The organism is Kaistia nematophila (genome assembly GCF_026343855.1).
GTDB classification, from domain to species: Bacteria; Pseudomonadota; Alphaproteobacteria; order Rhizobiales; family Kaistiaceae; genus Kaistia; species Kaistia nematophila.
Window position 1 is genome coordinate 469,415 of the sequence record NZ_JAPKNK010000002.1, and the last position, 26,702, is coordinate 496,116.

Consider the following 26,702-nt stretch of genomic DNA (forward strand, 5'->3'; position numbering starts at 1 on the left):
GCCTGATGCCGCCGCCGTCGAGTTCGCCATGCGCCCGGCTGGGCTGCAACCGGCGCGCGTCAGGTCCCTTTCGCCTTGTAGAAGGCCTCGGCGGCGGGATGGAACGGCACGGCGGTCGCCGCCGCAGCGCTTGCGAGAGAAAGCTTCGCCGCCTCGGGATGCAGCTTGTGAATGGCATCGAGGTTGTCGAAGATCCCTTCGAGCAACTCTGTCACCAAGGCGTCCTTCGCCTTGACCGAGACGATCAGCACATTGGCCACGCCGAGGCCCGACACGTCGGCGGCCATCCCGGCATAGGCTGATTTCGGCAGGGTGAGCGGGCGGTAGAGGCCGGGATACTTCTTGTCGATCGCCGCCTGCTCGGCAGCCGTCGAGAGGAACACGATCTCCGGCTTGCCGGCGGCCGCAAGCTCCTGCACGGCGGCGGTGGGCACGCCGCCTGCCCAGAAGAAGGCGTCGATCCTGCCGGCCTTGAGCGCCTCGGCGGATTCTGCCGCGCCGAGGTTGGATCGCTCGACGCCGTGGGCTGGATCGATGCCGGCGGCCTCGAGCACGCGCCCGGCGATCGTCTCGGCCGAAGAGCCGGGCGAGCCGACCGACACGCGCTTGCCCTTGAGGTCGGCAATGGAGGAAATGCCGGCATCCTTCCGCGCCACGACGTGCAGGTAGGAATCATAGAGCACCGCCAGGACGCGCAGTTCGAGCTTGCCGTCCTTGGCATAGGCGCCGGCGCCATGGACGGCGTCAAAGACGGAATCGAAGGTGGCGAAGCCGACATCGGCCTTGCCCGCATGGACGAGCCGCGCATTGTCGACCGAGCCCCCCGTGGCCTCCGCGGTGGCCTTGAGATTGCCGCCATGCGCCGAGAGCACCCGGGCCAGCCCCTCGCCATAAGGATAGAACACGCCGCCCTTGCCGCCGGTGACGATGCGGACCGGGATCGGCGACAAGGCGGACGAGACGCCCGGCAGGACAGCGATGGCGGCTGCCCCTGCCCCAATGGCGAACAATCGACGACGGCTGATCGAAATTTCGGACAAGGCGGCCTCCCCAGGCGGATCGCAGGCCACCTCCCCCGGCAGACCTTTCGCAACGTCAGCATAGGCGGGAGCCAAGCTGACGCAAGCGGAAGCGCTGGACAGGCTTAATCGTGGTCCGTCAGGCCGGCCGCGAGCAGATCCTCGGGATCGAGAGGATCCTCGTCGGCCGTGAGGGCATCGCCGTCGCGCGGCTCCGGCACGGTGAAGCCGGGCGGAATGCGGCCATCGAGCAGGCCCGCGCCTTTCAGTTCCTCCAGCCCCGGCAGGTCGCCGATTGCCTCGAGGCCGAAATGGACGAGGAAGCCCTCCGTCGTGCCATAGGTAACCGGGCGCCCCGGCGTCCGCCGCCGGCCGCGCATACGGATCCAGCCCGCCTCCATCAGCACGTCGAGCGTGCCCTTGGAAATCGAGACGCCGCGGATCTCCTCGATTTCGGCTCGCGTCACCGGCTGGTGATAGGCGATGATCGCCAGCGTTTCGAGCGCGGCGCGCGACAGCTTCTTCTGGTCGCCGGCGTCGCGCTGCAGCAGGAAAGCGAGATCGCTCGCGGTGCGGAACATGTACTTGCCCGCAACCTTCACCAGGTTGACCCCGCGCCCTGAATAGACATGCTCCAGCTCGCGGATCAGCCCGTCGACATCGCTGCCCTCCGGCAGGCGCGCGGCGATCTCGCTGGTGCCAAGCGGCTCGGCGCTGGCGAACAGCATGGCCTCGACCATGCGCAGCGCCATGCGGCGCTCCTCCGGCGCCAGCAAGGTGAGATTTCCGAGATCAGCCATCGTTCTTCACCTCCGCGCCATCGCGGTCCCTGTCGCGCATGTAGAGCGACGCGAAGGGGCCTGTCTGGCGCAATTCGACCTTGCCCTCGCGCACCAGCTCCAGGCTGGCGCTGAAGGAACTCGCGAGCACGGTCGCCCGCATTTCCGGCGTCTGCATCCACGGCGACAGGAACACGTCGACCGGCGTCCAGTCCGCGATGCTGCCGATCATCCGCGTCAGCACCTCGCGCGCCTCGGCGAGCGACCAGACCTGCCGCCGCCGGACATGCACGACCGAGACCATCTGGCGCTGGCGCTGCGAGGCATAGGCTGTCAGCAGGTCGTAGAGCGTCGCCGAATAATCGCTGCGCTGGATCACCTCGACCGGCTCCGGCATGCCGCGCGAAAAGACCTCGCGACCAAGGCGATCGCGGTTGACCAGCTTGGCGGCGGCATCGCGCATCGCTTCGAGCCGGCGCAGCCGGAAGGCCAGCGCCGCCGCCATCTCCTCGCCGCTCGGCTCTTCGTCCGGCGCCGGCGCCGGCAGCAGCAGGCGCGACTTCAGATAGGCGAGCCAGGCCGCCATGACGAGGTAGTCGGCCGCCAGCTCGAGACGGAGCTGACGCAGATGCTCGATATAGGCGAGATACTGCTCGGCCAGAGCCAGGATCGAGATTTTCGCGAGATCGACCTTCTGCGTACGCGCCAGCGCCAGCAGCAGGTCGAGCGGCCCTTCGAAGCCGTCGACGTCGACGACGAGCGCCGCATCGTCATCCTTGCGGTCGGTCGTCTCCCAGAGTTCGCTCTGGCCGTCGATGTCGCGGGTCGCGGCCATCGGGTCTCCCCTGCGCTTCAGGCGGCCGCAGGCGGCCAGCCGGCGCGCTCTGCGAGCGTCGCATATTCCGCCTCGGCAGCCTCGCGGTCCAGCGGATGCGGCGGCTTGCGCGCGCCGCGCGCCGCAGCAGCCCGCTCCGCCGCCCTGCCCGCCAGTTCCGGGACGGAGCGCGCGACGTCGGCCATCTCTTCCATGACGCCGTTGCAATGCAGGACCATGTCGCAGCCGGCGGAAAGCACCGCCGCCGCGCGGCTGGCATAATCGCCGCCGAGCGCCTTCATCGAGAGGTCGTCGCTCATCAGCAGGCCGTCGAACCCGATCCGGCCGCGAATGATCTCGTCGACAACAACCGGCGAGGTCGTCGCCGGACGGTCCGGATCGATGGCCGTGAAGACGATATGGGCCGTCATCGCCATGGGCAGGTCGTTCAGCGCCATGAACGGCACGAAGTCCGTCGTCTCCAGCGTGCGCAGGCTCGCCTCGACGACCGGCAGGCTCAGATGGCTGTCGACCGTGGCGCGGCCATGGCCGGGCATATGCTTCATCACCGGCAGGACGCCGCCGGCGGCGAGCCCGTCGGCCGTCGCGCGGCCCAGGATCGACACCAGTTCCGCCTGCTCGGCATAGGCACGGTTGCCGATCGCCGCATGCGTCTCTGGCCGGCCGACATCCAGCACCGGCACACAATCGACCGTGATGCCGAGATCGATCAGATCGGAGGCGATCAGGCGGCCATGCAGCCACGCCATGCGCCGACCTGCCGCCTGGTCTTCGGCATAGAGGTCGCCTGCGAAGCGCGCCGCCGGGCGATTGCGCCAGTGCGGCGGCGCGATGCGCTGAACCCGGCCGCCCTCCTGGTCGATCAGCACGGGCCGGTCCGGATCGTCGAGGATGTCGCGAAAGGTCGCGACGAGGTCGCAGACTTCTTCCGGCGTCCCGATATTGCGCTTGAAGAGGATGAGGCCCCAAGGCCGCTCGTCGCGGAAGAACGCGATCTCATCGGCCGAAAGACTGCGGCCGGCGCAGCCGGAAATGAATGCTTTGGCGGTCATGCTTCGGCCTTAGCCGCTTGCCGTAAGGACCGCAAGCGGCGGATCCGATCCGCCGCCTGCCAGTCACGGTCAGTTTTTCTGGACGATGCAGTCGCCGCCGGCGGAGCGCAGGCTTTCGCAGAACGAAACGGCCTGGTCGCGCGTCGCCATCGGGCCGACACGAGCGCGGTAGTAGATGCCCTTGGCGCCGAGATCGGCGCGCACGACGTTCGGCTCCTGCGAACCGAACACGCTCGGGAACTTGCGCTGCATCGCCCGATAAGAGGCGATCGCCGCTTCCTCGGTGCGCTGCGAGGCGACCTGGACGACGAAGCCGCCCGAAGCCGGAGCCCGCGTGGCAGCGGCCGGCGCCGCCGCTGGCTTCGGCTTGGCGGGAGCCACGGCAGGAGCCTCGAGTTGCGAGGCATCCTTCTGCGGCGCGGCCGGAGCGGCTGCGGCCGGAGCCGGAGCATCGCCATCGGCGTCATCCGACATCTGGATCGGGGCGTCGTCGGCAGGCGCGGCAGCCTGCGGCGCGGCCGCGACGGTAGCCGGGGCGGCGGCAGGCGCGGCCGGAGCCGCCTGCGCGCCGGTTCCGTTGCGAGGCTGCGCCTCGCTCGAGATGATCGTGCCGTCCGGCTTTACGACGACGGTGCGAACCTTGCGCGGGCCGGCATCGGCATCCGCCGAGGCGGCAGGAGCCGCGGCCGCGCCACCGGCGAGATCGTCGATCGACGACGGCGCGGCGGAATCGCCCGGCGCGCCCGGCAGGATGATGCGCGATATCTCGCGACTCGCTTGCGATTCGTTCGAGGCCGGAGCCTCGTCGATCGGCCCGTCATCCGGCAGCACGAGCTGTTCGTCGCCAGCCAGCTCCGGGCTGGCGCGGTCGTAGATCAACTTGTTCTGGGCGACGTCGTTCTCGGTCGTCGGCGCCGGCTGAACCTTGGTCGGCCCCTCGTCGGCGGCGATGACGCGCGGCGCGCCACTGGTGGCGACGCCGTCGCCGCCCTTCAGCGCGAGTGCGCCGAGGCCGCCCGCCAGCACGATGGCGAGAACGGACGCGGCGATGATCAGGCCCTTGCGCGAACGGCGCGGCTCCGCATAGCGCTCGGGATGCGCGTGGCGCTCCTCGTAGCCCTCGTCGTCATAGCCGCCATTCGCATCATCGCCATATTCGGCGTCGTAACCTGTGGAATGATCGTCGGCGCCGTTTTCCTGGCCGGAATAGTAGTGATCCTGCTGCGCATAGCCGGCGGCAGGAGCCGACTGGCCACGCGGATCGCGTCCATAGTCAGCCGCGCCGGCATAGGCGGTGCCGGCATAGGGATCGGCTTCCTCGACCGCAGGCTGCGCATAGGCTTCCTGCGCATAGCGCGGCTCCTGCGTGTAGCGGGAATCGACCGCGCGCTGCGCCTGGGCTGCCTGCCAGTTCGGCGGCGGCGCGGCGGGCGCGCCGGGTCGCAGGCGCATGTGATCGAATCCCTCGTCGCGCGGCGGAGCGGCGCGCGGCGGCTGCGGCTCGACCTGCAGCGGACGGCCCGCGGCGGCGCGCGTCGCCGGATCGAAGGACGACTGCAAGTCGTTCATCAGCTCGGATTCGAGATCGAACGAGGTATCGCGGACATTGGCCTGCTGCGCAGGCCGCACGACCGGCGCCGCGGGCTGCGCGCGGCCGCCCACGATGTCGTCGAAGCTGGAATTGCCCGAAACCATCCGGGCGAGCTCAACCAGGGGATCTTCCTCGGTAGGCGCAGGCTGCGCATTGCGCCGCGCCAAGTCCTCGCCGAGCGGCGGGGGCCGCCGCGAGAACGAATTATCGTAGCGATCTGCCATCGCGCTCCACTTTCCGCCTCAACCGGAACCTGGCGTCAGAATCGACGTCCAGTCCGAGAGACTTCACCGCATCTCTTCGGGCGCATCGACTCCGAGCACCAGCAAACCGGATGACAGCACCAGCTTTGTGGCATGAACAAGGGCGAGCCGGGCCGCGGTCAACTGTGGTTGCTCAAGGTTAATAAACCGTAATTGCGGCAGATCCTTGCCCCGGTTCCACTGCTGATGGAACTCTGCTGCAAGATCATAGAGGTAGAACGCGATCCGGTGCGGTTCGTGCGCCTCGGCCGCCGATTCGATGATTCGCGGGAATTCCGCCAGCCGCCGCTGCAGGCCGATTTCGCCGGCATCGTCGAGCAGCGAGAGGTCTGCGCCGGCGAGCGCCGAAGCCGAGAGATCGAGCGTCGGCAGCTCCTGCGCGGCGTTGCGCAGGATCGAAGCGGCGCGGGCATGGCCGTACTGGACGTAGAAGACCGGATTGTCCTTCGACTGCTCGGTCACCTTCTGGAAGTCGAAGTCGAGCGGCGCGTCGCTCTTGCGATAGAGCATCATGAAGCGCACCGCGTCGCGGCCGACTTCCTCGACGACGTCGCGCAGCGTGACGAAATCGCCCGAGCGCTTCGACATGCGGACCGGCTCGCCGGCGCGGAACAGCTTCACCAGCTGGCAGAGCAGCACGTCGACCGACGCGGTGCCGCCGGAAATGGCGCGACCAACGGCCTGCAGCCGCTTCACATAGCCGCCATGGTCGGCGCCCAGCACATAGATCATCTGCCGGAAGCCGCGGTCGAACTTGTCCTTGAAGTAGGCGACGTCGCCGGCGAAGTAGGTATAGCTGCCATCCGACTTCATCAGCGGCCGGTCGATGTCGTCACCGACATCGGTGGCGCGGAACAGAAGCTGCTCGCGATCCTCCCAGTCGTCAGGCAGCTGGCCCTTCGGCGGCGGCAGCGTGCCGCGATAGACGAAGCCCTTCTGCTCCATGTCGGCGATGGTCGCGCCGATCTTGCCGCCATTCTCGCCGCTCAGCGTCCGCTCCGAGAAGAAGACGTCATGGTGGACATTGAGCAGCGCGAGATCGTCGCGGATCATCAGCATCATGGCGCTGATCGCCGCGTCGCGGACGATCGGCAGCCATTCGGCGTCCGCCATCTCAAGCAGCCTGCGGCCATGCACATCGGCCAGCGCTGCGCCCACCGGCTTCAGGTAATCGCCGGGATAGAGCCCCTCGGGGATCGAGATCGTCTCGCCGAGCGCCTCGCGATAGCGCAGGAACGCCGAACGGGCGAGGACGTCGACCTGACCGCCGGCATCGTTGATGTAGTATTCCTTGGTGACGTTGTAGCCGCCCCAGTCGAGCAGGTTGGCCAGCGCGTCGCCGACAACGGCGCCGCGGCAATGGCCGACATGCATCGGTCCCGTCGGGTTGGCCGAGACATATTCGACATTGACCTTGAGACCGGCGCCGAGACGGCTGCGGCCATAGGTGCCGCCGGCCTGGATCAGGGCCTTCAGCGCATGGGCGCGATAGGGCGCGGCGAGCGTCAGGTTGATGAAGCCGGGACCGGCCACATCGACCGACGCGACGTCCTCGTCGTCGCGCAGCCGGCCGGCGATCGCCTCGGCCAGATCGCGCGGCTTGAGGCCGAGCGGCTTGGCCAGCACCATGGCGGCGTTGGTCGCCAGATCGCCATGGGCGGCGTCGCGCGGGGGCTCAACGACGATGCGGGAGAGATCGACCGGAGCGCTGTCGCGCGCCGCCAGGATGACCTCGACGGCAGAGGTGACGCGTGCGGTGAAGTCGCGGAAAATATTCATAGCGGGATACAGGCCTTCGGGCGGAAGGAAAATTCGTGCTGCGCGCCTAACCCAAATCGGGCGAAGCGTCAAACAGACGCTGATGCTCGCGCAATGCATAGCGGTCGGTCATGCCGGCGAGAAAGTCACAGATTCGCCGCGCCCGCCGCCAGGAATCGGCCGGGTCGAGCCCGCTCCGCCATTCCGGCGGCAGGGCTTGCGGATCGGTCCAGTAGCGCTCGAACAGCCGCTCGACGACGCCCTCCGCCGCCGTCATCACCTGCATGACGCGGGGATGGCGATAGACGTTGTGCCAGAGATGCGTCTTGATCGCCTTGTCCGCTTCCGCGAGCGCCGGCGAAAAGGCGATCATCGGCCGGCCGGCATGGCGCAGCGCGTCCGCCGAACCCGGCTTCGTCTCGTCGAGCCGGCTGAGAGCCTCGGCGATGACATCCTCGATCATGCGCGTGATGACGCGACGCACCACCTCGTTGACCAGGCGCGGCTTTTCCAGTCCGGGATGCTGGGCTTCGATCGCATCGAGAATCTCGCGGAGAAAATCGACCTCGCGCAGGCCGTCCACCGTCAGCAGGCCGGCCCTGAGCCCATCGTCGATATCGTGCGCGTCATAGGCGATGTCGTCGGCGATCGCAGCGGCCTGCGCCTCGGCCGAGGCATAGGTCGAAAGCCCCAGGTCCTGCTCGGCCGTATAGGCGAGAATCGCGGCTGGCAGTTCCTTGCCTGCATAGGCGCCGACGCCCCTGCCCCCGGCATCGACCAGCGGCCCGTTGTGCTTGACCAGCCCCTCCAGCGCTTCCCAGGAAAGGTTGAGCCCGTCGAAATGCGGATAGCGCCGCTCCAGCCGCGTGACGACGCGCAGGCTCTGGGCGTTGTGGTCGAAGCCGCCATGGCCCGCCATCATCCGGTCGAGCGCCCGCTCACCGGCATGGCCGAACGGCGTGTGGCCGAGATCGTGCGACAGCGCGATCGCCTCGGCGAGATCCTCGTCGAGACGCAGCGCGCGCGCCAGGGCGCGGGCGATCTGCGCCACCTCGATCGTGTGGGTCAGCCGGGTGCGGTAATGATCGCCCTCATCGAACAGAAAGACCTGCGTCTTGTCCTTCAGGCGGCGGAACGCCGTCGAATGGATGATGCGGTCGCGGTCGCGCTGATAGGGCGTGCGGGTCGGGCTCTCGGGCTCGGGATAAAGGCGTCCGCGACTCCCCGCCGGATCGACGGCAAAGACGGCGTGCGGACCGATTCCGAAGCCGATCAGGCCTTCCATTTCAGCTTCCCTCTCCCCATGCCCGGCGCGGCAACGATTGACACCGCCGATCGCATTCCTAACTATCGGGTTCGGGCACCTGCAAGGTACCCCAATTTTCGGAAGCTGCCATGACCACTGAAACGCTCGACGTGACCCTGTCCGACCGCGCTGCCAAGCGCATCGCCCGCATCCTTTCCAAGGAACCGAGCGGCACGGCCTTGCGGGTCTCCGTATCGGGCGGCGGCTGCTCCGGCTTCCAGTATGGCTTCGACCTCGACGCGACGCGCGCCGAAGACGACCTCGTCATCGAGAAGAACGGCGCCACCGTGCTGATCGACCAGATCTCCCTGCCCTATATGGACGGCTCCGAGATCGACTTCGTCGACGACCTGATCGGCCAGTCCTTCCAGATCCGCAATCCGCACGCCACCGCCTCCTGCGGCTGCGGCACCAGCTTCGCGATCTAGGACTTCATACCGGGCGTTCCTGCCAGGGATTGATCAGAGGGACACCTGTTCCCTCGAAATCGCTGATGTTGCGCGTCACCACTGTCATTCCATGGACCCGTGCGGTGGCCGCAATATAGGCATCACGGTCATTCCGGCGATCCGGCACGTGCAGCAGCGCGCAACGCCGTGCCACGGCTAGGTCGATCGGCAGAATTCGATCCGCGAAGAGCGGAAGTACCTGCCGCTCTATCCAGGAAAGTAGGATGCTGCCTTGTCGGCCATCCTTTCGCTCCATCCGCCGCGCTCCGATCTCGAGTTCGAGTATAGTTACGGCCGAAAGATAGAGTTCTGAGGGCGCCTGATCGGCAATCCAGGATTGCACGTTGGGATTGGACCGCTCGGGACGCCTGAGTTCCGAAACGACGTTCGTGTCGAGCACAAACATCAGTCGAAATCGACAGGCTTGAGCCAATTCCCGCCCATCTTCGGCGGATCAAACTCGAAGTCACTGCCGTCTTCCGTCTGCGCAAGCGCTTCCAGAAGCGACCTCCCCGTCCCGGTCAGTCGCCGGTATTCCTCAATGGAGAGCAGGACATGCGCCGGCCTGCCGCGATCGGTGATGATCACCGGACCGGCACTTGCCGCCTTCTTGGCGCGGCTGGTGTCCTGATTGAACTCGCGGCTAGTCAGCGTCGTGATACCCATCGCAAGGCTCCCGTCTTGTAGCGACGTTTCTACATCGCCAATATAGGAGCCTTGCCGACGGACGCCAAGAGACCGCAATCCTCGTTACTGGAACGCCGTCTCGGTAAAGCTCCGGAGCTTGCGGGAATGCAGCCGTTCCGGCGCCATTTCGCGCAGCATCTCCATCGCGCGGATACCGATCTCGAGATGCTGGCCGACTTGGCGGCGATAGAATTCCGACGCCATGCCCGGCAGCTTCAGTTCGCCATGCAGCGGCTTGTCGGAGACGCAGAGCAGCGTCCCGTAAGGCACGCGGAAGCGGAATCCGTTCGCCGCGATCGTCGCCGATTCCATGTCGAGCGCGATGGCGCGCGACTGCGAGAAACGCTGCACCGGCTCGCGGTGGTCGCGCAGTTCCCAGTTGCGGTTGTCGATCGTCGCGACGGTGCCCGTGCGCATGATCCGCTTCAGGTCGTAGCCCTCCAGGCCGGTCACGGCCTCGACGGCATCCTCCAGCGCCACCTGCACTTCGGCGAGCGGCGGGATCGGGATCCAGCTCGGCAGGTCGGCGTCGAGCACGTGGTCCTCGCGGACATAGCCATGCGCCAGCACATAGTCGCCGAGCGCCTGCGTGTTGCGGAGGCCCGCGCAGTGGCCGAGCATCAGCCAGGCATGCGGCCGCAGCACGGCGACATGGTCCGTGATCGTCTTGGCGTTGGAGGGGCCGACGCCGATATTGATCATCGTCAGCCCGGCATTGCCGGCGAACTTCAGGTGATAGGCCGGCATCTGCGGCAGGCGCGGCGGCGCCATGCCGGCGACCGGCTCGGTGGCGCCGGCCGGCGTGATGAGATTGCCGGGCTCGACGAATGCCTCGTAGCCGCCGCCGCCCTCGGCCATCAGCTTGCGGGCGCGGACGCAGAACTCGTCGATGTAGAACTGGTAGTTGGTGAACAGGACGAAGTTCTGGAAGTGCTCGGCATGCGTTGCCGTGTAATGCGCCAGCCGGAACAGCGAATAATCGATGCGCGGCGCGGTGAACGGCGCCAGCGGCAGCGGTTCGCCTGGAACCGGCTCATAGGTGCCGTTGACGATGGCGTCGTCGGTGACGGCGAGGTCCGGCACGTCGAACATGTCGCGCAGCGGCCGCTCGATCTTCTCGGCGAGCTGCCCTTCGACGTGGACACCGTTCGGAAAGGCGAAATGCAGCGGGATCGGCAGGTTCGATGGACCGACCGTTACCGGCAGGCCGTGATTGCGCACGAGCAGCTTGATCTGCTCCTTAAGGTAGTTCCGGAACAGCGAGGGCTGCGTCACCGTCGTGGCGTAGCTGCCCGGCCCCGACACGTGTCCATAGGACAGGCGCGAGTCGATCTTGGCGTAGCTGGTCGTGGTGAAGCGGATCTCGGGATAGGTGGCGCGGACCCGGCCGACGGGCGGATGCCCCTTCAGGAGCGCGTCGAAACGATCGCGCAGATGGGCCGTGTGGAGATCGTAGATCTCCTCCAGCCTGGCGATCGCCAGGTCCGGATCGGTGAAGGTTTCGCTGGCAATCGGCTTCGGCGTATCGAACAGCACGGGATCGGTCGTCATGGCACCCCACTTTCGGGGCGCGACTGTCGGCCAGCCGGCGCACGCGGTCAAGCCACGCGCCGGCTGAACGACACGAGCCCCGAAACCGGAATCAGACCAGCTTGGCGTCGAGCGAGATCGGCACGGCCTTCAGCGCCTTGGAGACCGGGCAGCCTTCCTTGGTCGCCGCGGCGATCTTTTCGAAGGCCTCCTTGTCGATCCCCGGCACCTTGGCCTCGGTGACAAGGTCGATCTTGGTGATCTCGAATCCACCCGCGACCGGCTCGACCTTCACCTTGGCCGAGGTAGCGATCGAATCGACGGTGAAGCCGGCCCCGGAAAGCCCGGCGGAAAGCGCCATCGAGAAGCAGGCCGCATGCGCCGCCGCGATCAGTTCCTCAGGGTTCGTGCCCTTGCCTTCCTCGAAACGCGACGAGAAATTGTACTGCCCTTCCCAGGCGCCGCTGCCCAGGTGAACGGTGCCCTTGCCGCTCTTGAGATCACCCTGCCACTTCGCGTCCGATGTCCTGACCGGCATTCAAGCCTCCTTTGCGCGTTCCTCTCCGGCGCTTGCCGGAGCCCTTAGAGTTAGGCAACGTCCGCAGGTGTGCAAGATGCGCGGCGAGGCGCACGGCCCGGTGGCATCTCCCGATGGATCGGCTAGTCTGCCCGCATGAAGATCGCGACCTGGAATATCAACGGCGTCAAAGCCCGAATCGACACCGCCCTCGCCTGGATCAAGGAGGCGTCGCCCGATATCGCCTGCCTGCAGGAGATCAAATCGGTCGATGAGGGCTTCCCGACCTCGGCCTTCGAGGATCTCGGCTACAACGTCGCGACCCACGGCCAGAAGGGTTTCAACGGCGTCGCGCTGCTGTCGAAGCTGCCCTTCGACGAGGTCAATCGCGGCCTGCCCGGCGACGACGCCGACGAACATGCCCGCTTCATCGAGGGCGTCTTCTCGGTCGAGAGCGGCGCGCTCCGCGTCGTCTCGCTGTACCTGCCGAACGGCAACCCGATCGACACCCCGAAATTCCCCTACAAGCTCGCCTGGATGGAGCGCCTGCGCGTCTGGGCGGCCGAGCGGCTGACCTATGAGGAGCCGCTGGTGCTCGCCGGCGACTACAACGTCATCGCCGAGCCGCGCGACGCCAAGGATCCCTCGCTCTGGCTCAATGACGCGCTCTACCAGCCGGAAACGCGCAAGGCGTTCCGCGCCATCGAGACTCTCGGCCTGACCGACGCGCTGCGCGCCACCACGGACGAGGACGGCCTCTACACCTTCTGGGACTACCAGGCCGGCGCCTTCCAGAAGAACAACGGCATCCGCATCGACCATCTGCTGCTGTCGCCGCAGGCCGCCGATCGCCTCGTCTCGGTCGGCATCGACAAGCATGTCCGCGGCTGGGACAAGCCGTCCGACCATGTCCCCGTCCATGTGGAGCTTCGCATTTGAGCCAGGTGATGAGCGCGGCGCCGATCACGGGCGGTTGCCTGTGCGGTCGCATCCATTACACGATCGACCGGCCGCCTCGCATCGTCTGCCACTGCCATTGCCGCATGTGCCAGCTGGCAGGCGGGGCGCTGTTCCTCACCTGGGCGACCTTCGACGCTTCCGCCTTCCAGCTGACGGCGGGCAGCCCGGCGATCAACGAATCATCCGCCACCGGACGTCGCCACTTCTGCGCCGATTGCGGCACGCCGCTGATGATGACGTCGACGGACGACCCGCTGAAGGTCGACGTCACGCTCGCCTCGCTGGACGAACCCGACCGTTTCCGGGTCGGGCACAATATCTGGGTCGGCAGCCGGCGCGACGCCAGCAAGGGCTTCGACGCCGAGCTTCCCTCGCATCTCGGCGAACCCGACGAATAGGAAAGCGCTCATGGCAGGCGACGGCGGCGAAGTGCTGAAAGCGTTTCGATCCCAGGCCGGCGCCTGCCGCAAGCTCGGCTCGCCCTTCACGGCCGAGGTCTGCGAGATCCTCGCGGAAGATCTCGACGAAAACAGCCGGTTCGGTCGTCGCATTCTCGATTGGCCGGGCGATCCCTTCGCCGATGCGTTGGCGCTCCGGGCAGCCGGCGGCTTCCATGCCCTGAAGCGGGCCGGCAGGTCGGCCGGGCTCGCCGCTGCCTATCCGCCGGCCCCGCCGAACCTCGCGACGCTGCGCGTGGCCATCTGCGACGCCATCGCCGCCGAAGACGACTTCCTGCACGACTGGCTCGACAGCCCGCCGCAGACCAACGAGGTCGCGCGCGCCTCGGTCCTGCTCGGCAGCGCCCTGCTCCTCGCCCGCGAGTTCGGCCTGCCGCTGGACTGGCACGAGATCGGCGCCAGCATGGGCCTCAATCTCGGCCTCGACCGCTATCGCTACGATTTCGGCACCGACCGCTGGGGCCACGCCGAATCGCCCGTGCTCGTCCGCTCGGGATGGCGTGGCGACCTGCCGGACACCTCGACGCCGTTTGCGATCCGCAGCCGCGCCGGCTGTGACCTGAACCCGCTCGATCCGGCCGCGACGCCGGATCGCGAGCGCCTGCTCGCCTATATCTGGGCCGATCAGGCGGAGCGTCTCTCCCGCGCCGGCGCCGCGCTGGATATGGCCGCCGCCGCGCCATGGCGTGTCGAGAAGGCGGACGCCGCCGCCTGGGTCGCAAACCGCTTCTCCGCACCACCGGCTGCCGGTGGCGTGCGCGTGCTCGTTCACACCATCGTCTGGCAGTATCTGCCGGAGGCGACGCGCGCCGCCATCACGGCATCGATCGACTCGGCCGGCCAGTCAGCAACGCTGGAATCCCCCGTCGCCTGGCTGCGTATGGAAGCGGATGGCAAGGAAACCGCTGCCGTTCGCCTGAAGTCCTGGCCCAACGGAGCCGACCGCGAAATCGCCCGCGCCGACTTTCACGGCCGCTTCGTCGAGTGGCAGGCACGATAGCGCGATCGGTGGAGGCAACTGACACAACGCTGTCAGTTGGGTATCCTTATGCTGACAGTATCGACACTGTCCCGCGAGGGTATCGCCATGAATCGCAACATTCTCGAGATCAGCTCCTATTCGCTGGTGCCGGGCATCGAGGAGAGCCAGTTTGTCCGCGCCGCGGACGACGCCATGAGCGTCCTGCGCCGGCAACGCGGCTTTCTCGCCCGCAGCATCGCGCAGGCAGAGGATGGCAGCTGGACGGAGATCGTCCACTGGCTGGATCGCGAATCCGCCCGCGCCGCCGGCGAGCGGCTGGCCGGCCATCCCGACGCCGCCGCCTTCTCCGCCCTGATCGACCGGCCATCCTTCCAGAGCGGCTATTATCCCGTCGCCTATTCCGGCTGACCGGATGCGGCGCGCCGACCGCCTGTTCGAGATCGTCCAGGTGCTGCGCGGCGCCCGCCTCCGCACGGCGCAGGAGATCGCCGACACGCTCGAGGTCTCCGTCCGCACCGTCTATCGCGACATCGACGCGCTGGTGGCGACGGGCGTGCCCATCGAGGGCGAGCGCGGCGTCGGCTATGTGTTGCGCGGCACGCTGCTGCTGCCGCCCCTCGCCTTCTCCCAGGCAGAACTGGAAGGACTGGCGCTAGGCGCCCGTTTCGTCGAGGCCTGGGCCGATCCGGAGCTCGCGGCCGCCGTGCGTGAGGCGCTGGTCAAGATCGACGCCGTGCTGCCGGAATCCCGCCGCGGCGAGATCTGGCGCGATGCGGTGCAGGTGAATTCCCCTGCCCTGATCGGCGCGGCCAACGCGCAGCTAGCCCTGTTCCGCAAGGCGATCCGCCAGAAGCGCAAGATGCAGCTCAACTATCGCAGCGCCAGCGAGGCGCTGACCGAGCGCACGATCCGGCCGCTGGCGATCGAGGCCTGGGGCCATGCCTGGACGGCGACGGCCTGGTGCGAACTGCGCGAGGATTTCCGCATGTTCCGCCTCGACCGCGTCATGGAGGCGAAGATGCTCGACGCCATCTTCCGGCCGGAGCCGGGCCGGACGCTGGCGGACTACCTGAAGCAGCTGCGCGAAGAGCGCAGCCATCAAGGAAAACCGTCATGAGCGACCGCCCAATCCGGCTGGTTCCGGGGATCGGCCCGACGACGGCCGGCTGGCTGGAAGCGGTCGATATCCGGTTCGAAAGCGATCTTCGCCGCATCGGCGCCGTCGAGGCCTATTGGCGCCTGAAGCATCGCGACCCGGACAGGGTCAGCCTCAATGCACTCTGGTGCCTGTACGCCGTCATCGAGGACATTCCGATGCGAGCTGTCGACGCGGAGAGCAAGTCTCGCCTCCGCGCCCAACTCGATTCCGGCAATCCCTAGCGCGGGAACTCGATTCCCATCTCGCGGTAGCGCTCGGGGTCGTCGCCCCAGTTCTCGCGCACCTTGACGAACAGGAACAGGTGGACCGGCCGCTCGGCCATCTCCTGGATCTCCGTGCGCGCCGCCATCGAGATCGCCTTGATCGTCTCGCCGCGGTGGCCGATCACGATCTTCTTCTGGCCTTCGCGCTCGACATAGATCGTCTGCTCGATGCGGGTCGTGCCGTCCGGCAGGTCCTTCCAGAGTTCCGTCTCGACGGTCGACTGGTAGGGCAGCTCGTCATGCAGGCGCAGGAACATCTTTTCGCGCGTGATCTCGGCGGCGAGGTTGCGCATCGGCAGGTCGGAGATCTGATCCTCCGGATAGAGCCATGGGCCCTCCGGCACGCGCTGGGCCAGATAAGCCATCAGGTCGGTGCAGCCATGCCCCTTCAGCGCCGAGATCATGAAGGTCTGCTCGAACTTCACCGTCTGGTTGGCCTTGGCGGCCATCTCCAGCAGCGCCGTGTGCGGCACGGTATCGATCTTGTTGATGACGAGGATCTTCGGCTGGCCGACGGCGGCCACCTTGTCGAGGATCTGGGCCGTCTCGCTCTTCTGGAAGCGCTCGGCGTCGACCAGCACGCAAACGAGATCAGCGTCCTTGGCGCCACCCCAGGCGGTCTCCACCATCGCGCGATCCAGCCGACGCTTCGGCTGGAAGATGCCGGGCGTGTCGACGAAGATGATCTGCGAGGCGCCTTCCAGCGCGATGCCGCGCATGATGGCGCGCGTCGTCTGCACCTTGTGCGTGACGATCGAAATCTTGGTGCCCACCAGCTGGTTGAGGAGCGTCGACTTGCCGGCGTTCGGCGCGCCGATCAGGGCGACAAAGCCGCAGCGGGTCGCGGTCTCCTCGGAATTCACCAGGTCAGACGGCATGCGTTTCTTCTCTCCATACGCCTTGGGCCAGCAGCACGGCGGTCGCCGCCTTCTGCTCCGCCTCGCGCCGCGAACGGCCCGAACCGAGGACGGTCGGCATGCCCTCGATCTTCACTTCAACGGTAAAATGCGGCGCGTGGTCAGGCCCGCTCCGCTCTGCGATTGCATATTTCGGGGCGGCGAGGCCGCGTCCCTGGACCCATTCCTGCAGGGTCGTCTTGGCGTCCCGCAGCGGCCCGGTCCAGTTCAGCATGCGCTTGCGCCAGTGCGTCTCGATGAAGGCGCGCGCCGCCGGCAGGCCGCCATCGACGAAGATAGCACCGATCACCGCCTCGCACACATCGCCGAGGATCGCCGCCTTGCGGCGACCGCCCGACTGAACCTCGCCGCCCCCGAGACGGATCCAGTGGCCAAGATCGATATCGAGCGCCACCTCGGCACAGCTCTCGTTGCGGACAAGGCCGGTCAGCCGGCGCGCCAGCTCGCCCTCGTCGGCGTCGGGGAAGGCGGAGAGCAGCATGTCGGCGATCGCCAGCGCCAGCACCCGGTCGCCGAGGAATTCAAGTCGCTGATAGCTCTCGCCATGCGCCAGATGGCTCTCTGCCACGGCGCTGGCATGGGTCAGGGCCCGAACCAGATGGCCGCGATCGACGAACCGGTGACCGATCCTTTCTTCGAGACGCTGCAGCGGTTCTTCGGAAGCCAAGCTCAGATCACCTTGAAAATGCGGTCGAAACGAACGGTCCAGGGCCATTCCCAGAACTGCCAGGCCTTCGCCCCCTCGTCGACGGAGAAGAAGACCATGCCGGCACGGCCGACGAAATTCTCGAACGGCACATAGCCGACCGCTCCGAGAACGCGGCTGTCCGTCGAATTGTCCCGGTTGTCGCCCATCATGAAATAGTGGTCGGGCGGCACTTCATAAACAGGGGTGTCGTCGGAAAAACTGCGCGGATCGAGATCGAGCACGGTGTAGCTCACGCCGTTCGGAAGCGTTTCCCTGTAACGCGGCACATGCGTCTCGGTTCCGAACTCGTCGGTCGTTACGTAATCCTCGATCCGCTCCTTCGGCACGGCAGTCCCGTTCAGGTAGAGGACGCCGTTGATCATCTGCACCTTGTCGCCCGGCAGGCCGATCACGCGCTTGATGTAATCGACCGAGGGATCGCGCGGCAGCTTGAACACGGCGACGTCGCCGCGCTCCGGCGGCGTAGCCCAGATTCGGCCCGAGAACAGGTCCGGCGCGAAGGGGATCGAGTACTTGCTGTAGCCATAGGCATATTTCGAGACGAACAGATAGTCGCCGACCAGCAAGGTCGGCTTCATCGATCCCGAAGGAATATTGAAGGGCTGGAACAGGAAGGTTCGAACGATCAGCGCCAGGATGAGCGCATTGACGACGATCTTGACAGTCTCGCCCGTGCCGCCGCGCTCGGCCTTGTACTTTTCGCCCGCCACGCTCATGCGTCCTTCCGATCGATCCCGATTGCAACTCGCCTTCCAGCGGAGGTTGGTTCATACAGAGTCGGTGGCATCTGCGCAACGAGTGCACCCGCCCGAGATGGAATTTGCCGGGGCATCACCGGGCATCATCCGGACGGCGCCGCCGCCGCGCCGATCATACCGGGTTCGGCAGCGCCTCGATGATCACGAACGCCTGCGCGAGCGGGTAGTCGTCGGTGATCGTCAGGTGGATCGCGGCATGGTGGTTTTCCGGCAGCATGCGCGCCAGCTGCGCCGCCGCCCCGCCCGTCAGCGCCATGGTAGGCTTGCCGCTCGGCAGGTTGACGACTCCCATGTCGCGCCAGAAGACGCCATGGTTGAGCCCGGTTCCGAGCGCCTTGGCGCAGGCCTCCTTGGCGGCGAAGCGCTTGGCATAGGAGGCGGCGCGCTGGGCGCGCCGGTCGGACTTCTTCTGCTCGATCTCGGTGAAGACGCGCTCGGTGAAGCGCGCGCCGAAGCGCTCCAGCGTCTTCTCGACGCGGCGGATATCGATCAGGTCGCTGCCGAGGCCGATGATCACGAGCGGGCATCCACGGCGTTGCGGGCCTCGTCCATCAGCGCGCGCATGGTGCGGATGGATTCGTCGAGGCCGACGAACACCGCCTCGCCGATCAGGAAATGGCCGATATTGAGCTCACGGATCACCGGGATCGCGGCGATCGGCTTGACCGTGTCGTAGGTGAGGCCGTGGCCGGCATGGATCTCGAGGCCAAGACCGGCGCCGTAATGCGCGGCGTCCTCGATCCGGGCGCGCTCGCGCTCGAACGCCTCGGGGCTCTCGTCGATGGCCTCGCAATAGGTGCCGGTGTGCAGTTCCACCACCGGCGCGCCGAGGGCGACGGCGGCGTCGATCTGGCGACGGTCGGCGGCGATGAACAGCGATACGCGGATGCCGGCGGCGCCGAGTTCGAGCACCATCGGCTGCAGATGCGCCAGTTGGCCGGCGGCGTCGAGCCCCCCCTCAGTCGTCCGCTCCTCGCGCCGCTCCGGCACGATGCAGACCGCATGCGGGCGCTGGCGCAGGGCGATCTCGACCATTTCGCGCGTCGCCGCCATCTCGAAGTTCAAAGGCAGGGCGATCTCGGCCCGCAACCGCTCGATGTCGCTGTCGATGATGTGGCGGCGATCTTCACGCAGATGCGCCGTGATGCCGTCGGCGCCGGCCGATACCGCTACCTTCGCCGCCCGCACCGGATCGGGATGCACGCCGCCCCGCGTATTGCGGATGGTCGCGACGTGATCGACGTTGATTCCAAGGCGCAGTTCATTGCGGACGGTCACGGCAGATTCCCCTCTCGACGATGATCGCTACTTACCATGCAGCGCCTGGCGACGCACGGCGAAGCGATGCCGGCGCGATGACTGGAAGCCCTGCGCGGCGAAATAGACGAGAACATAGGAGATTCCGCCCAGCACCAGGGCGAGCGGCACGGCGCCGACCAGCATCGGCTCCATGATCGGCCAGATTTCGCGCCATGATTCGGTCAGCAGCTTGTGGCGGAGGTCGTGGAAGCCGAGCCGCTCCGGCGACTGCCCGAACCAGCCGAGGACCAGGCTGCCGGTCTCGTAGGTGCCGACCCAGATCAGGGGAAAGGTCAGCGGATTGCCGATCGTCGTGCCGAGCACGGCCGCAAGCACATTGCCGCGAACGAGGAAGGCGACGGCGAAGCAGAGCAGATAGTGGAAGCCGATGAAAGGCGTCATCGCCAGCGCCACGCCGGCGGCGAAGCCCGCCGCGATCGAATGCGGCGAGCCCGAGAGGCGCAGCAGGCGCTTGACGTAATAGCGGATCGCGCGCTTCCAGCCGCCCTTCGGCCACATGAAGTGGTTCAGCTTCTGGTGAAACTTGAGCGGACGGCGACGACGAAAGAGCATGATCTAGGCTTAGACGCCTCGGGGGGAGACTCAGGCGAGACTGCGGCTGCCCGGCTTGACGGGCGGGATGGCGGCGAGTTCCGGCGGCAACTGATCGGCCGGATAGGCCGGAACCTTGTAGCGGGTCAGCGAGATCAGCGGCACGCCGACCTCGGCCTCGCCGTCGGAGCGGTCGATCAGGCAGGCGGCGGCGACGACATCGCCACCAATCGCGCGGATGGCGGTGATGGTCTCGCGGATCGACAGGCCGGTGCTGACGATGTCCTCGACGACCAGGATCTTCGCGTTCGCCGGCAGCTCGAAGCGGCGCAGGCGGAACTCGCCCTGCTCGCGCTCGACCCACATCGCCGGCACGCCCAGATGGCGCGCCGTCTCGTAACCCGGGATGAGACCGCCGAGGGCCGGCGACACGACGAGATCGAACTCGATGCCGGCCTCGCGGATCTTCGCCGCCAGCGCCTTGCACAAGCGCTCGGTCCGGTCCGGATACATGAAGACGCGGGCCTTCTGCAGGAAGATCGGGCTGCGCAGCCCGGAGCTCAGAATGAAATGCCCCTCGAGCAATGCGCCGGATTCGCGGAAGACATCGAGGATTTCGGCTTGGTTCATTCTATGTCCAGTCCAGGTCTTGTCGTGGCGGCGGCCGTCAGGCGTTGACGCGGCTCGCCGCGCTCACGACGTGGCGTTCGCGGAGGTCGCTCAAAAGGCGATTGAGGTGCTTCAGATCCCACACTTCGAGGTCGATGACCAGTTCCGAGAAGTCCGGCGCGCTCTTCACGATCCGCAGATTCGAGATGTTACCGTCATTGTCGGCGATGATCTGGGCGATCTGCGCCAACGTGCCGGGCTCGTTGATCGCCGTCACCTCGATGCGGGCCGGGAAGCGCTCGCGATGGGCGGCGTCGATGTCCCAGCGCACGTCGAGCCAGCGGTCCGGCTCGTCGTCGAACTCCTTCAGCGCCGGCGACTGGATTGGATAGATGGTGATCCCCTCGCCCGGCGTCATGATGCCGACGATACGGTCGCCCGGCACAGCTCCGGCATCGGGCGCGAAGCGGACCGGCATATCGCCATGCAGGCCGCGGATCGGGATCGCCGGCAGCTCCGCCTGCGTCTCGCCCGTCGGGACGCGGAACATCATTCCCGAGCCCTTCTTGAGGCCGAACCAGCCCGGCTCGCCGCCGGTGCCGTTGCCGCCCTTCGGCACGGCCGCGCGCTCTTCCTTGTGGTCGGGATAGACAGCCTTCAGGACGTTGACGGACGGGATCTCGCCGCGCCCGACAGAAGCGAGCATGTCCTCGATGTTCTGCTGCGCGAGGCGCGGCAGCGCCGCCTTCAGCCGGTCCTCGGAGAAGTCGCGGCCGGCGCGCTCGAAGGCGCGCTCGACGATCTTGCGGCCGAGGCCGGCATATTGCTTGCGGATCGCCGTGCGGGCGGCGCGGCGGATCGAGGCGCGCGCCTTGCCGGTGATGGCGATCGATTCCCAGGTCGGCGGCGGCACCTGCGCCTTGGAGCAGATGATCTCGACCTCGTCGCCATTGTGCAGCTCGGTCGTCAGCGGCATCATGCGGCCATTGATCTTGCAGCCGACGCAGGTATCGCCGATGTCGGTGTGCACCGCATAGGCGAAGTCGATCGGCGTCGCGCCACGCGGCAGCGCGATCAGGCGGCCCTTCGGCGTGAAGCAGAACACCTGATCGTGGAAGAGCTCCAGCTTGGTGTTCTCCAGGAACTCTTCCGGCGTGTCGCCCTCGGCCAGCATCTCGACGGTGCGGCGCAGCCAGGTATAGGCGCGGCTCTCGTCGGAGAGGTTGCCGTTGCCCTTGTCCTTGTAGAGGGCATGGGCGGCGATGCCGTATTCGGCGACGTCGTCCATCTCGCGCGTGCGGATCTGCAGCTCGACGCGCTGGCGGCCGGGGCCAACCACGGTGGTGTGGATCGAGCGATAGTCGTTCTGCTTCGGCGTCGAGATATAGTCCTTGAACCGGCCCGGCACGGTCGGCCAGGTGGTGTGGACGATGCCGAGCGCCGCATAGCACTCCGCCGTCGTGTCGAGGATGACGCGGAAGCCGATGATGTCGGAAAGCTGCTCGAACGAGATCGCCTTCCGCTCCATCTTGCGGAAGATCGAATAGGGGCGCTTGGTGCGGCCGAAGACCTTCGCCTTCATGCCGTGCTTCTCGAGCTTGTCGCGCAGGTCCTTCTCGATCGCCTCGATCAGGCTCTCGCTGCGCGAGCGCACTTCGGCGAGGCGACTGGTGACGGCGAGATGCGCCTCCGGGTTGACGACGGCGAAGGCGAGCTCCTCGAGCTCCTCGCGCATGTCGTGCATGCCCATGCGGCCGGCCAGCGGCGCATAGATCTCCAGCGTCTCCTCGGCGATCCGGCCGCGCTTCTCCTCCGGCATGAAGTGGAGCGTGCGCATGTTGTGAAGCCGGTCCGCGAGCTTCACCAGGAGGACGCGCACATCCTCGGAGATGGCGAGCAGCAGCTTGCGGAAATTCTCCGCCTGCGCCGCCTTCTTGGTCACCAGGTCGAGGCGCTTGATCTTGGTGAGGCCCTCGACCAGCCGGCCGATATCCTCGCCGAACATTCCGTCGATCTCGGAGCGCGTCGCGTCCGTGTCCTCGATGGTGTCATGCAGCAGCGCGACCGCGATGGTGGCGTCGTCGAGCTTCAGGTCGGTGAGGATGCCGGCGACTTCGAGCGGATGCGAGAAGTAAGGGTCGCCATTGGCGCGCCGCTGCGAGCCATGCTTCTGCATGGCGTACACATAGGCCTTGTTCAACAGCCCCTCGTCGGCCTGCGGATTGTACCGCTGGACTCGCTCGAGGAGTTCATACTGGCGCATCATGGCGCTATTTCCGAAGGCGCGCGAATAGGCCGGGCAGAACCCGGCCAGAAGACTATCCGTTCATATAGGATAGCGAACGCGGCCAAGCGACAAGCGCTTTGGCCGGATCCGGAGCGTCGGCTCTTAGAAATCGTCCTGCTTGTCGGGCGGGACCATGTTCTCGAGGCCGCGCAGCAGGTCTTCTTCCGACATGCGGTCGAAGGCGACGCCGTTGTCCTCCTCGGCCGAATCCTCGGCGAGAAGCTGCAGGTCCTGCTCGGGCTCGTCGACCTCGACATACTTCTGCAAGGAATGGATCAGGTCTTCCTTGAGATCGTCGGGGTGAACGGTCTCGTCGGCGATCTCGCGCAGCGCAACGACGGGGTTCTTGTCGTTGTCGCGGGCAACCGTCAGCGGCGAGCCGCTGGCGATCATGCGAGCGCGATGGCCGGCAAGGAGCACCAGTTCAAAGCGGTTCTCGACCTTGTCGACGCAATCTTCCACGGTGACGCGCGCCATGTCAGGTCTCCTGTTCGGGAAAGGCTGGGGTTCAAGCGCGCATGAATAAGAGCGCGGCCGATGGAATGCAAGAGAATATGCAGCCGGCCCGCCCCAAGCGCACGCCCGGGATGCCGTCAACAGGCGTCCGCAACCGCACACGCCGAATTGTTTACGCACCCGGCGACGACGATATATTGATGCGGAATTGCCTCCTTCGAGTCGGCCCGTTTGGGCCCTAGCATTCCGCATTTCATTTTCACCGACCGGATATTTTAAAATGTTTGACGCTCGCGAAAAGATCGCCCTGTTCATCGATGGCGCAAATCTCTACGCCACCGCCAAGTCCCTCGCCTTCGACATCGATTACAAGAAGCTGCTCGGCGAATTCCAGAGCAAGGGCTACCTGATGCGCGCCTATTATTATACGGCGCTGTCGGAGGACCAGGAATATTCGTCGATCCGGCCGCTGATCGACTGGCTCGACTACAACGGCTACACGGTCGTCACCAAGCCGACGAAGGAGTTCTTCGACGCCGCCGGCCGCCGCAAGGTCAAGGGCAACATGGATATCGAACTGGCCGTCCATGTCATGGAAGTGGCCGAATATGTCGACCATGTCGTGCTGTTCTCCGGCGACGGCGATTTCCGCTCGCTGGTCGAGGCGGTGCAGCGCAAGGGCCGCAAGGTTTCGGTCGTTTCGACGCTGGCCACCCAACCGCCGATGATCGCCGACGAACTGCGCCGGCAGGCGGACCATTTCATCGACCTCGTCACCCTGCAGAACCGCATCGGCCGCGACCCGGCCGAGCGCGCCCATCGCAGCGTCGAGCGCCAGCAGGTCAGCGGCGGCTTCGACGACGGCTTCGAGGACGAGATCTGAGCCGGACCGTGCCGCTCTCCGCAGCCGATCCCGGGCGCGATTGCCCGCTGTGCCCGCGCCTCGTCGCCTTCCGCGAGGAATGGCGATCGAAGGAGCCGGGCTGGAACAACGCGCCCGTCCCCTCCTTCGGCGTCGACGACGGCCGGCTGCTGATCGTAGGCCTGGCGCCGGGGCTTCGCGGCGCCAACCGGACCGGCCGGCCCTTCACCGGCGACTATGCCGGCGACCTGCTCTACCAGACCATGCTCGACTTCGGCTTCGCGCGCGGCGTCTTCGAGGCGCGGCCGGACGACAGCCTGACACCGATCGACACGGCGATCACCAACGCCGTCCGCTGCGTGCCGCCGGAGAACAAGCCGACCACGGGCGAGATCGGCGCCTGCCGCCCCTTCCTGACCGCGACGGTGGCGGCGATGCCCCGGCTGCGCGCCGTCATCGCCCTCGGCAAGATCGCGCATGACAGCGTCGTCGTTGCCCTCGGCGAACGCATGTCGCGCCATAAATTTGGGCATCGCGCGCGGCATAACATCGGCGCACTTAGTATTTTCGACAGCTACCACTGCTCGCGCTACAACACGAACACCGGCGTCCTCACGCCGGAGATGTTCCGGGACGTCTTCTCCGACGTACGCGAATTCCTCGATTCCGACGCGCGCTGACGCAACCGAAGCTTAGTCCTCCGCCCCATAGATCGCGCCCTCCCGGCAACGGACGGCACGGGCCTGACCTGCAGATGCGCGCCCCTTCCCTGTCGGAAATCCAAGCTTTCTGACGTTTCGGCTCGCCCCATCGCCGGCGTGCCTGGCGACGCAATCAGGCGTTGGCGCCCGCCGAAGCTTGTCCGAAGCGGCACCTCACCACCCTTGCGTGTCCGATCATTCGCAAGCCGGCTCTTATTCACACCCCGGCCGAAGCCGGGTTCCGCACGGGCCTCCGCGGCTTTCCAACCTCCCCAAACGCCCCTTGTCGCAAATTAGCAACTCAAGCTTACAATCATGACTCCATATCGGAGATCTGGCTGTTTTTGAGTTACGTGAATCATCTGCATCGGTAAGTTCAACTCACTTTCGACGAGTGATTTGGAGAAAGTCCTGTCCGTTTCCCATGGGGGGTCGCGGACAGCTCATTGGCTGGGGGAACGAGGCCCGGAAACGCCCGTTCGGCGCGCTGGCGACAGTGTGGACCGAGGGCAGGCTGGCGCCTTCCGATCCCCTGACAACTAGAGGTCAGGTTATGAACTTTAAGTCCCTTCTGCTCGGCTCGGCCGCAGCAATCGTGCTCGCCGGCGGCGCCCAGGCTGCCGATCTGACGATCGCCGAGCCGGTCGACTACGTGAAGGTCTGCGACGCGTTCGGCGCAGGCTTCTTCTACTCCCCCGGCACCGACACCTGCATCAAGGTCGGCGGTTACGTCGAGTTCGGCACCTCGTTCGGCGGCGGCGACTTCGGTGGCCTGAACAGCTCGAACAACAACTGGGGCAACTTCTACACCGAAGTCTCGATCCAGCTGACGGCTTCGTCGGTCACCGAATACGGTAACCTGACCGGCTTCATCGACATGCGCGCCAAGACGGCCAACAAGGGCGGCGAGACGGGCACGTTCTCCGACCTGGTCAACGAGTCGACCAACTCGGCTTACGTCGACAGCGCCTACCTCGAGCTGGGCCCGATCAAGGCTGGTTACTTCACCTCGCTGTTCGACTTCGGCCGCGGCTATGACGACACCGGCATGTTCGGTTCGGATTCGACCACCGACCACATCCAGCTGACCTACGCCGTCAACGGCTTCGGCCTGGCCCTGTCGATCGAAGACCAGCGTGATCGCGGCGCCTATGGCAACGCCATCATCAACGGCGTCGACGCCGGCAACGAGAACATCCCGGACATCATCGCAGCCCTGACCTATACCTCGGGCATCTTCAGCGCGAAGGTCGCCGGCGCCTACACGAACTCGGCGATCGACTACATCACGCTCGAGGGCCAGGACGGCTGGGCGATCGGCGGCGGTCTCGAGATCGCTCTCGACAGCTTCTCGGCAGGCGACCGCTTCTTCGTGTCGGCAGCCTACGGCGACAACGCCAACTCGTTCACCGGCATCTCCGGCGGCACCTCGGTCGCTGGCGCCATCGGCGACTTCGACAACAGCTTCGCATCCGGCACCGGCTCGAGCTGGAGCGCGCTGGCTTCGTACAAGCACGTCTGGACCCCGCAGCTGTGGTCGTCGCTCTCGGGCGGCTACGCGAGCTTCGACGGCTCCGACAGCCTGAACGACGTGTCGCTCGACGCATGGCGCGTTGGCTTCAACACCGCCTACACCCCGGTCAAGGGCCTCGACCTGGTCGCCGACGTCTTCTACACGGACGTCGACGTCAAGGACGCTGGCGTGAGCAATTCGGGCGACTCCTGGACTGCCAACCTGTTCCTGCAGCGCCACTGGTAATCCCAGGACGCCTCGGCGATTTCGTGTCCGGCGGTCTCTCCGCCGGACACACGAAAGCCCCGCTTCGGCGGGGCTTTTTGTTGGCCGCATCGCGGCTCCCGCGCCAGCGGACAAGAGGCCGACGACAAAAAGCCCGACCGCAGGGCGGCCGGGCTTTCGAATGTTCAGTCCGATGAGGGAAAGAG

Annotated in this window: 30 protein-coding genes; 10 read left to right on the forward strand and 20 right to left on the reverse strand. The window is 66.5% G+C overall.

Translation table 11 applies throughout. The features are described from left to right. Positions 1-59 precede the first annotated feature (59 nt). The 7 genes from OSH07_RS06510 to OSH07_RS06540 all read right to left on the reverse strand — a co-directional run bounded on the left by OSH07_RS06510 (position 60) and on the right by OSH07_RS06540 (position 8,582). Complete coding sequence (locus tag OSH07_RS06510) at positions 60-1,040, reverse strand: TAXI family TRAP transporter solute-binding subunit (protein ID WP_266337798.1); 981 nt, start codon at positions 1,038-1,040, stop codon at positions 60-62. Between the two features lie 104 nt (positions 1,041-1,144). Further along, positions 1,145-1,819 (reverse strand): SMC-Scp complex subunit ScpB, encoded by a 675-nt coding sequence (gene scpB, locus OSH07_RS06515; protein WP_266337799.1) that lies wholly within the window; start codon positions 1,817-1,819, stop codon positions 1,145-1,147. Beyond that, positions 1,812-2,633: a segregation and condensation protein A gene (locus OSH07_RS06520; RefSeq protein WP_266337800.1), complete on the reverse strand. Its 822-nt coding sequence runs from the start codon at positions 2,631-2,633 to the stop codon at positions 1,812-1,814. Before OSH07_RS06520 ends, scpB begins: the two co-directional genes overlap by 8 nt. A 17-nt stretch (positions 2,634-2,650) precedes the next feature. Beyond that, positions 2,651-3,685, reverse strand: coding sequence for a beta-N-acetylhexosaminidase (gene nagZ / locus OSH07_RS06525; protein ID WP_266337801.1), 1,035 nt, complete (start codon positions 3,683-3,685; stop codon positions 2,651-2,653). Positions 3,686-3,754: 69 nt separating this feature from the next. After that, entirely contained in the window at positions 3,755-5,500 is a 1,746-nt protein-coding gene (locus OSH07_RS06530; RefSeq protein ID WP_266337802.1) for an SPOR domain-containing protein, read from the reverse strand. Positions 5,501-5,563: 63 nt separating this feature from the next. Then, a complete protein-coding gene (gene argS / locus OSH07_RS06535) occupies positions 5,564-7,318 on the reverse strand; it encodes an arginine--tRNA ligase (protein WP_266337803.1) in 1,755 nt (584 codons plus the stop codon). 46 nt (positions 7,319-7,364) lie between these two features. Beyond that, entirely contained in the window at positions 7,365-8,582 is a 1,218-nt protein-coding gene (locus OSH07_RS06540) for a deoxyguanosinetriphosphate triphosphohydrolase (RefSeq protein ID WP_266337804.1), read from the reverse strand. A 110-nt stretch (positions 8,583-8,692) separates the two neighbouring features. Between OSH07_RS06540 and erpA the strand changes: the two genes are divergently transcribed. Beyond that, complete coding sequence (erpA, locus tag OSH07_RS06545) at positions 8,693-9,031, forward strand: iron-sulfur cluster insertion protein ErpA (protein WP_266337805.1); 339 nt, start codon at positions 8,693-8,695, stop codon at positions 9,029-9,031. Between the two features lie 4 nt (positions 9,032-9,035). Here the strand turns inward: erpA and OSH07_RS06550 are convergent, their stop codons facing one another. The 4 genes from OSH07_RS06550 to OSH07_RS06565 form a co-directional block, all read right to left on the reverse strand. Then, a complete protein-coding gene (locus tag OSH07_RS06550; RefSeq protein WP_266337806.1) occupies positions 9,036-9,458 on the reverse strand; it encodes a type II toxin-antitoxin system VapC family toxin in 423 nt (140 codons plus the stop codon). Then, positions 9,458-9,718 carry a type II toxin-antitoxin system Phd/YefM family antitoxin gene (locus OSH07_RS06555; RefSeq protein ID WP_266337807.1) on the reverse strand — a complete coding sequence of 87 codons (261 nt, stop codon included), beginning with the start codon at positions 9,716-9,718 and terminating at the stop codon, positions 9,458-9,460. Before OSH07_RS06555 ends, OSH07_RS06550 begins: the two co-directional genes overlap by 1 nt. A gap of 84 nt (positions 9,719-9,802) precedes the next feature. Beyond that, the gene (locus OSH07_RS06560; protein WP_266337808.1) at positions 9,803-11,290 is read right to left on the reverse strand and encodes an AMP nucleosidase; all 1,488 of its coding nucleotides are present in this window, start codon (positions 11,288-11,290) and stop codon (positions 9,803-9,805) included. A 91-nt stretch (positions 11,291-11,381) separates the two neighbouring features. Continuing rightward, the gene (locus OSH07_RS06565) at positions 11,382-11,807 is read right to left on the reverse strand and encodes an OsmC family protein (protein WP_266337809.1); all 426 of its coding nucleotides are present in this window, start codon (positions 11,805-11,807) and stop codon (positions 11,382-11,384) included. Positions 11,808-11,942: 135 nt separating this feature from the next. Between OSH07_RS06565 and xth the strand changes: the two genes are divergently transcribed. The 6 genes from xth (at position 11,943) to OSH07_RS06595 (ending at position 15,566) form a co-directional block, all read left to right on the forward strand. Further along, positions 11,943-12,725: an exodeoxyribonuclease III gene (gene xth / locus OSH07_RS06570; protein WP_266337810.1), complete on the forward strand. Its 783-nt coding sequence runs from the start codon at positions 11,943-11,945 to the stop codon at positions 12,723-12,725. A gap of 5 nt (positions 12,726-12,730) precedes the next feature. Beyond that, positions 12,731-13,144, forward strand: a complete 414-nt coding sequence (locus OSH07_RS06575) for a GFA family protein (protein WP_266338190.1) — start codon at positions 12,731-12,733, stop codon at positions 13,142-13,144. Positions 13,145-13,154: 10 nt separating this feature from the next. Continuing rightward, positions 13,155-14,204, forward strand: a complete 1,050-nt coding sequence (locus OSH07_RS06580) for a DUF2332 domain-containing protein (RefSeq protein WP_266337811.1) — start codon at positions 13,155-13,157, stop codon at positions 14,202-14,204. Between the two features lie 87 nt (positions 14,205-14,291). Next, on the forward strand, positions 14,292-14,594 hold the full coding sequence (locus OSH07_RS06585; protein ID WP_266337812.1) for a hypothetical protein: 303 nt from the start codon (positions 14,292-14,294) through the stop codon (positions 14,592-14,594). Between the two features lie 4 nt (positions 14,595-14,598). Next, positions 14,599-15,303, forward strand: a complete 705-nt coding sequence (locus tag OSH07_RS06590) for a helix-turn-helix transcriptional regulator (RefSeq protein ID WP_266337813.1) — start codon at positions 14,599-14,601, stop codon at positions 15,301-15,303. Next, complete coding sequence (locus tag OSH07_RS06595) at positions 15,300-15,566, forward strand: TfoX/Sxy family DNA transformation protein (protein WP_266337814.1); 267 nt, start codon at positions 15,300-15,302, stop codon at positions 15,564-15,566. The genes OSH07_RS06590 and OSH07_RS06595 overlap by 4 nt, the downstream gene beginning before the upstream one ends. On the opposite strand, the gene era is transcribed toward OSH07_RS06595, so the two are convergent. From era to rpoZ, 9 genes are all read right to left on the reverse strand, one after another. Then, positions 15,563-16,486 carry a GTPase Era gene (era, locus tag OSH07_RS06600; RefSeq protein ID WP_266337815.1) on the reverse strand — a complete coding sequence of 308 codons (924 nt, stop codon included), beginning with the start codon at positions 16,484-16,486 and terminating at the stop codon, positions 15,563-15,565. The genes OSH07_RS06595 and era overlap by 4 nt on opposite strands. Then, positions 16,476-17,174, reverse strand: a complete 699-nt coding sequence (gene rnc / locus OSH07_RS06605; RefSeq protein WP_266338191.1) for a ribonuclease III — start codon at positions 17,172-17,174, stop codon at positions 16,476-16,478. Before rnc ends, era begins: the two co-directional genes overlap by 11 nt. Positions 17,175-17,194: 20 nt before the next feature. Next, a complete protein-coding gene (gene lepB, locus OSH07_RS06610) occupies positions 17,195-17,950 on the reverse strand; it encodes a signal peptidase I (RefSeq protein WP_266337816.1) in 756 nt (251 codons plus the stop codon). Positions 17,951-18,104: 154 nt separating this feature from the next. After that, positions 18,105-18,509 (reverse strand): holo-ACP synthase, encoded by a 405-nt coding sequence (gene acpS, locus OSH07_RS06615; protein ID WP_266337817.1) that lies wholly within the window; start codon positions 18,507-18,509, stop codon positions 18,105-18,107. Beyond that, complete coding sequence (locus tag OSH07_RS06620) at positions 18,506-19,270, reverse strand: pyridoxine 5'-phosphate synthase (RefSeq protein WP_266337818.1); 765 nt, start codon at positions 19,268-19,270, stop codon at positions 18,506-18,508. Before OSH07_RS06620 ends, acpS begins: the two co-directional genes overlap by 4 nt. 27 nt (positions 19,271-19,297) lie before the next feature. Beyond that, on the reverse strand, positions 19,298-19,864 hold the full coding sequence (locus OSH07_RS06625; RefSeq protein WP_266337819.1) for a DUF2062 domain-containing protein: 567 nt from the start codon (positions 19,862-19,864) through the stop codon (positions 19,298-19,300). A gap of 30 nt (positions 19,865-19,894) precedes the next feature. Further along, the gene (gene pyrE / locus OSH07_RS06630; protein WP_266337820.1) at positions 19,895-20,473 is read right to left on the reverse strand and encodes an orotate phosphoribosyltransferase; all 579 of its coding nucleotides are present in this window, start codon (positions 20,471-20,473) and stop codon (positions 19,895-19,897) included. A 37-nt stretch (positions 20,474-20,510) separates the two neighbouring features. Then, positions 20,511-22,718: a RelA/SpoT family protein gene (locus OSH07_RS06635; protein ID WP_266337821.1), complete on the reverse strand. Its 2,208-nt coding sequence runs from the start codon at positions 22,716-22,718 to the stop codon at positions 20,511-20,513. A 123-nt stretch (positions 22,719-22,841) separates the two neighbouring features. Beyond that, the gene (gene rpoZ, locus OSH07_RS06640; protein WP_266337822.1) at positions 22,842-23,216 is read right to left on the reverse strand and encodes a DNA-directed RNA polymerase subunit omega; all 375 of its coding nucleotides are present in this window, start codon (positions 23,214-23,216) and stop codon (positions 22,842-22,844) included. A gap of 259 nt (positions 23,217-23,475) precedes the next feature. On the opposite strand from rpoZ, the gene OSH07_RS06645 reads away from it, so the two are divergent. The 3 genes from OSH07_RS06645 (at position 23,476) to OSH07_RS06655 (ending at position 26,517) form a co-directional block, all read left to right on the forward strand. Next, positions 23,476-24,078, forward strand: coding sequence for a LabA-like NYN domain-containing protein (locus tag OSH07_RS06645; protein WP_266337823.1), 603 nt, complete (start codon positions 23,476-23,478; stop codon positions 24,076-24,078). A gap of 8 nt (positions 24,079-24,086) precedes the next feature. Further along, a complete protein-coding gene (locus tag OSH07_RS06650) occupies positions 24,087-24,737 on the forward strand; it encodes a uracil-DNA glycosylase (RefSeq protein WP_266337824.1) in 651 nt (216 codons plus the stop codon). A gap of 574 nt (positions 24,738-25,311) precedes the next feature. After that, entirely contained in the window at positions 25,312-26,517 is a 1,206-nt protein-coding gene (locus OSH07_RS06655) for a porin (protein WP_266337825.1), read from the forward strand. Positions 26,518-26,702 lie beyond the last annotated feature (185 nt).

Coding starts and splice junctions, on each gene's coding strand:
- OSH07_RS06625 (WP_266337819.1), bottom strand. CDS start 19,864: ATGCTCTTTCGTCGTCGCCGTCCGCTCAAGTTTCACCAGAAGCTGAAC.
- rpoZ (WP_266337822.1), bottom strand. CDS start 23,216: ATGGCGCGCGTCACCGTGGAAGATTGCGTCGACAAGGTCGAGAACCGC.
- scpB (WP_266337799.1), bottom strand. CDS start 1,819: ATGGCTGATCTCGGAAATCTCACCTTGCTGGCGCCGGAGGAGCGCCGC.
- nagZ (WP_266337801.1), bottom strand. CDS start 3,685: ATGACCGCCAAAGCATTCATTTCCGGCTGCGCCGGCCGCAGTCTTTCG.
- OSH07_RS06520 (WP_266337800.1), bottom strand. CDS start 2,633: ATGGCCGCGACCCGCGACATCGACGGCCAGAGCGAACTCTGGGAGACG.
- OSH07_RS06635 (WP_266337821.1), bottom strand. CDS start 22,718: ATGATGCGCCAGTATGAACTCCTCGAGCGAGTCCAGCGGTACAATCCG.
- OSH07_RS06550 (WP_266337806.1), bottom strand. CDS start 9,458: ATGTTTGTGCTCGACACGAACGTCGTTTCGGAACTCAGGCGTCCCGAG.
- era (WP_266337815.1), bottom strand. CDS start 16,486: ATGCCGTCTGACCTGGTGAATTCCGAGGAGACCGCGACCCGCTGCGGC.
- OSH07_RS06580 (WP_266337811.1), top strand. CDS start 13,155: ATGGCAGGCGACGGCGGCGAAGTGCTGAAAGCGTTTCGATCCCAGGCC.
- OSH07_RS06645 (WP_266337823.1), top strand. CDS start 23,476: ATGTTTGACGCTCGCGAAAAGATCGCCCTGTTCATCGATGGCGCAAAT.
- OSH07_RS06655 (WP_266337825.1), top strand. CDS start 25,312: ATGAACTTTAAGTCCCTTCTGCTCGGCTCGGCCGCAGCAATCGTGCTC.
- lepB (WP_266337816.1), bottom strand. CDS start 17,950: ATGAGCGTGGCGGGCGAAAAGTACAAGGCCGAGCGCGGCGGCACGGGC.
- erpA (WP_266337805.1), top strand. CDS start 8,693: ATGACCACTGAAACGCTCGACGTGACCCTGTCCGACCGCGCTGCCAAG.
- OSH07_RS06590 (WP_266337813.1), top strand. CDS start 14,599: ATGCGGCGCGCCGACCGCCTGTTCGAGATCGTCCAGGTGCTGCGCGGC.
- argS (WP_266337803.1), bottom strand. CDS start 7,318: ATGAATATTTTCCGCGACTTCACCGCACGCGTCACCTCTGCCGTCGAG.
- xth (WP_266337810.1), top strand. CDS start 11,943: ATGAAGATCGCGACCTGGAATATCAACGGCGTCAAAGCCCGAATCGAC.
- OSH07_RS06585 (WP_266337812.1), top strand. CDS start 14,292: ATGAATCGCAACATTCTCGAGATCAGCTCCTATTCGCTGGTGCCGGGC.
- OSH07_RS06540 (WP_266337804.1), bottom strand. CDS start 8,582: ATGGAAGGCCTGATCGGCTTCGGAATCGGTCCGCACGCCGTCTTTGCC.
- pyrE (WP_266337820.1), bottom strand. CDS start 20,473: ATGAACCAAGCCGAAATCCTCGATGTCTTCCGCGAATCCGGCGCATTG.
- OSH07_RS06530 (WP_266337802.1), bottom strand. CDS start 5,500: ATGGCAGATCGCTACGATAATTCGTTCTCGCGGCGGCCCCCGCCGCTC.
- OSH07_RS06555 (WP_266337807.1), bottom strand. CDS start 9,718: ATGGGTATCACGACGCTGACTAGCCGCGAGTTCAATCAGGACACCAGC.
- OSH07_RS06565 (WP_266337809.1), bottom strand. CDS start 11,807: ATGCCGGTCAGGACATCGGACGCGAAGTGGCAGGGTGATCTCAAGAGC.
- OSH07_RS06595 (WP_266337814.1), top strand. CDS start 15,300: ATGAGCGACCGCCCAATCCGGCTGGTTCCGGGGATCGGCCCGACGACG.
- OSH07_RS06560 (WP_266337808.1), bottom strand. CDS start 11,290: ATGACGACCGATCCCGTGCTGTTCGATACGCCGAAGCCGATTGCCAGC.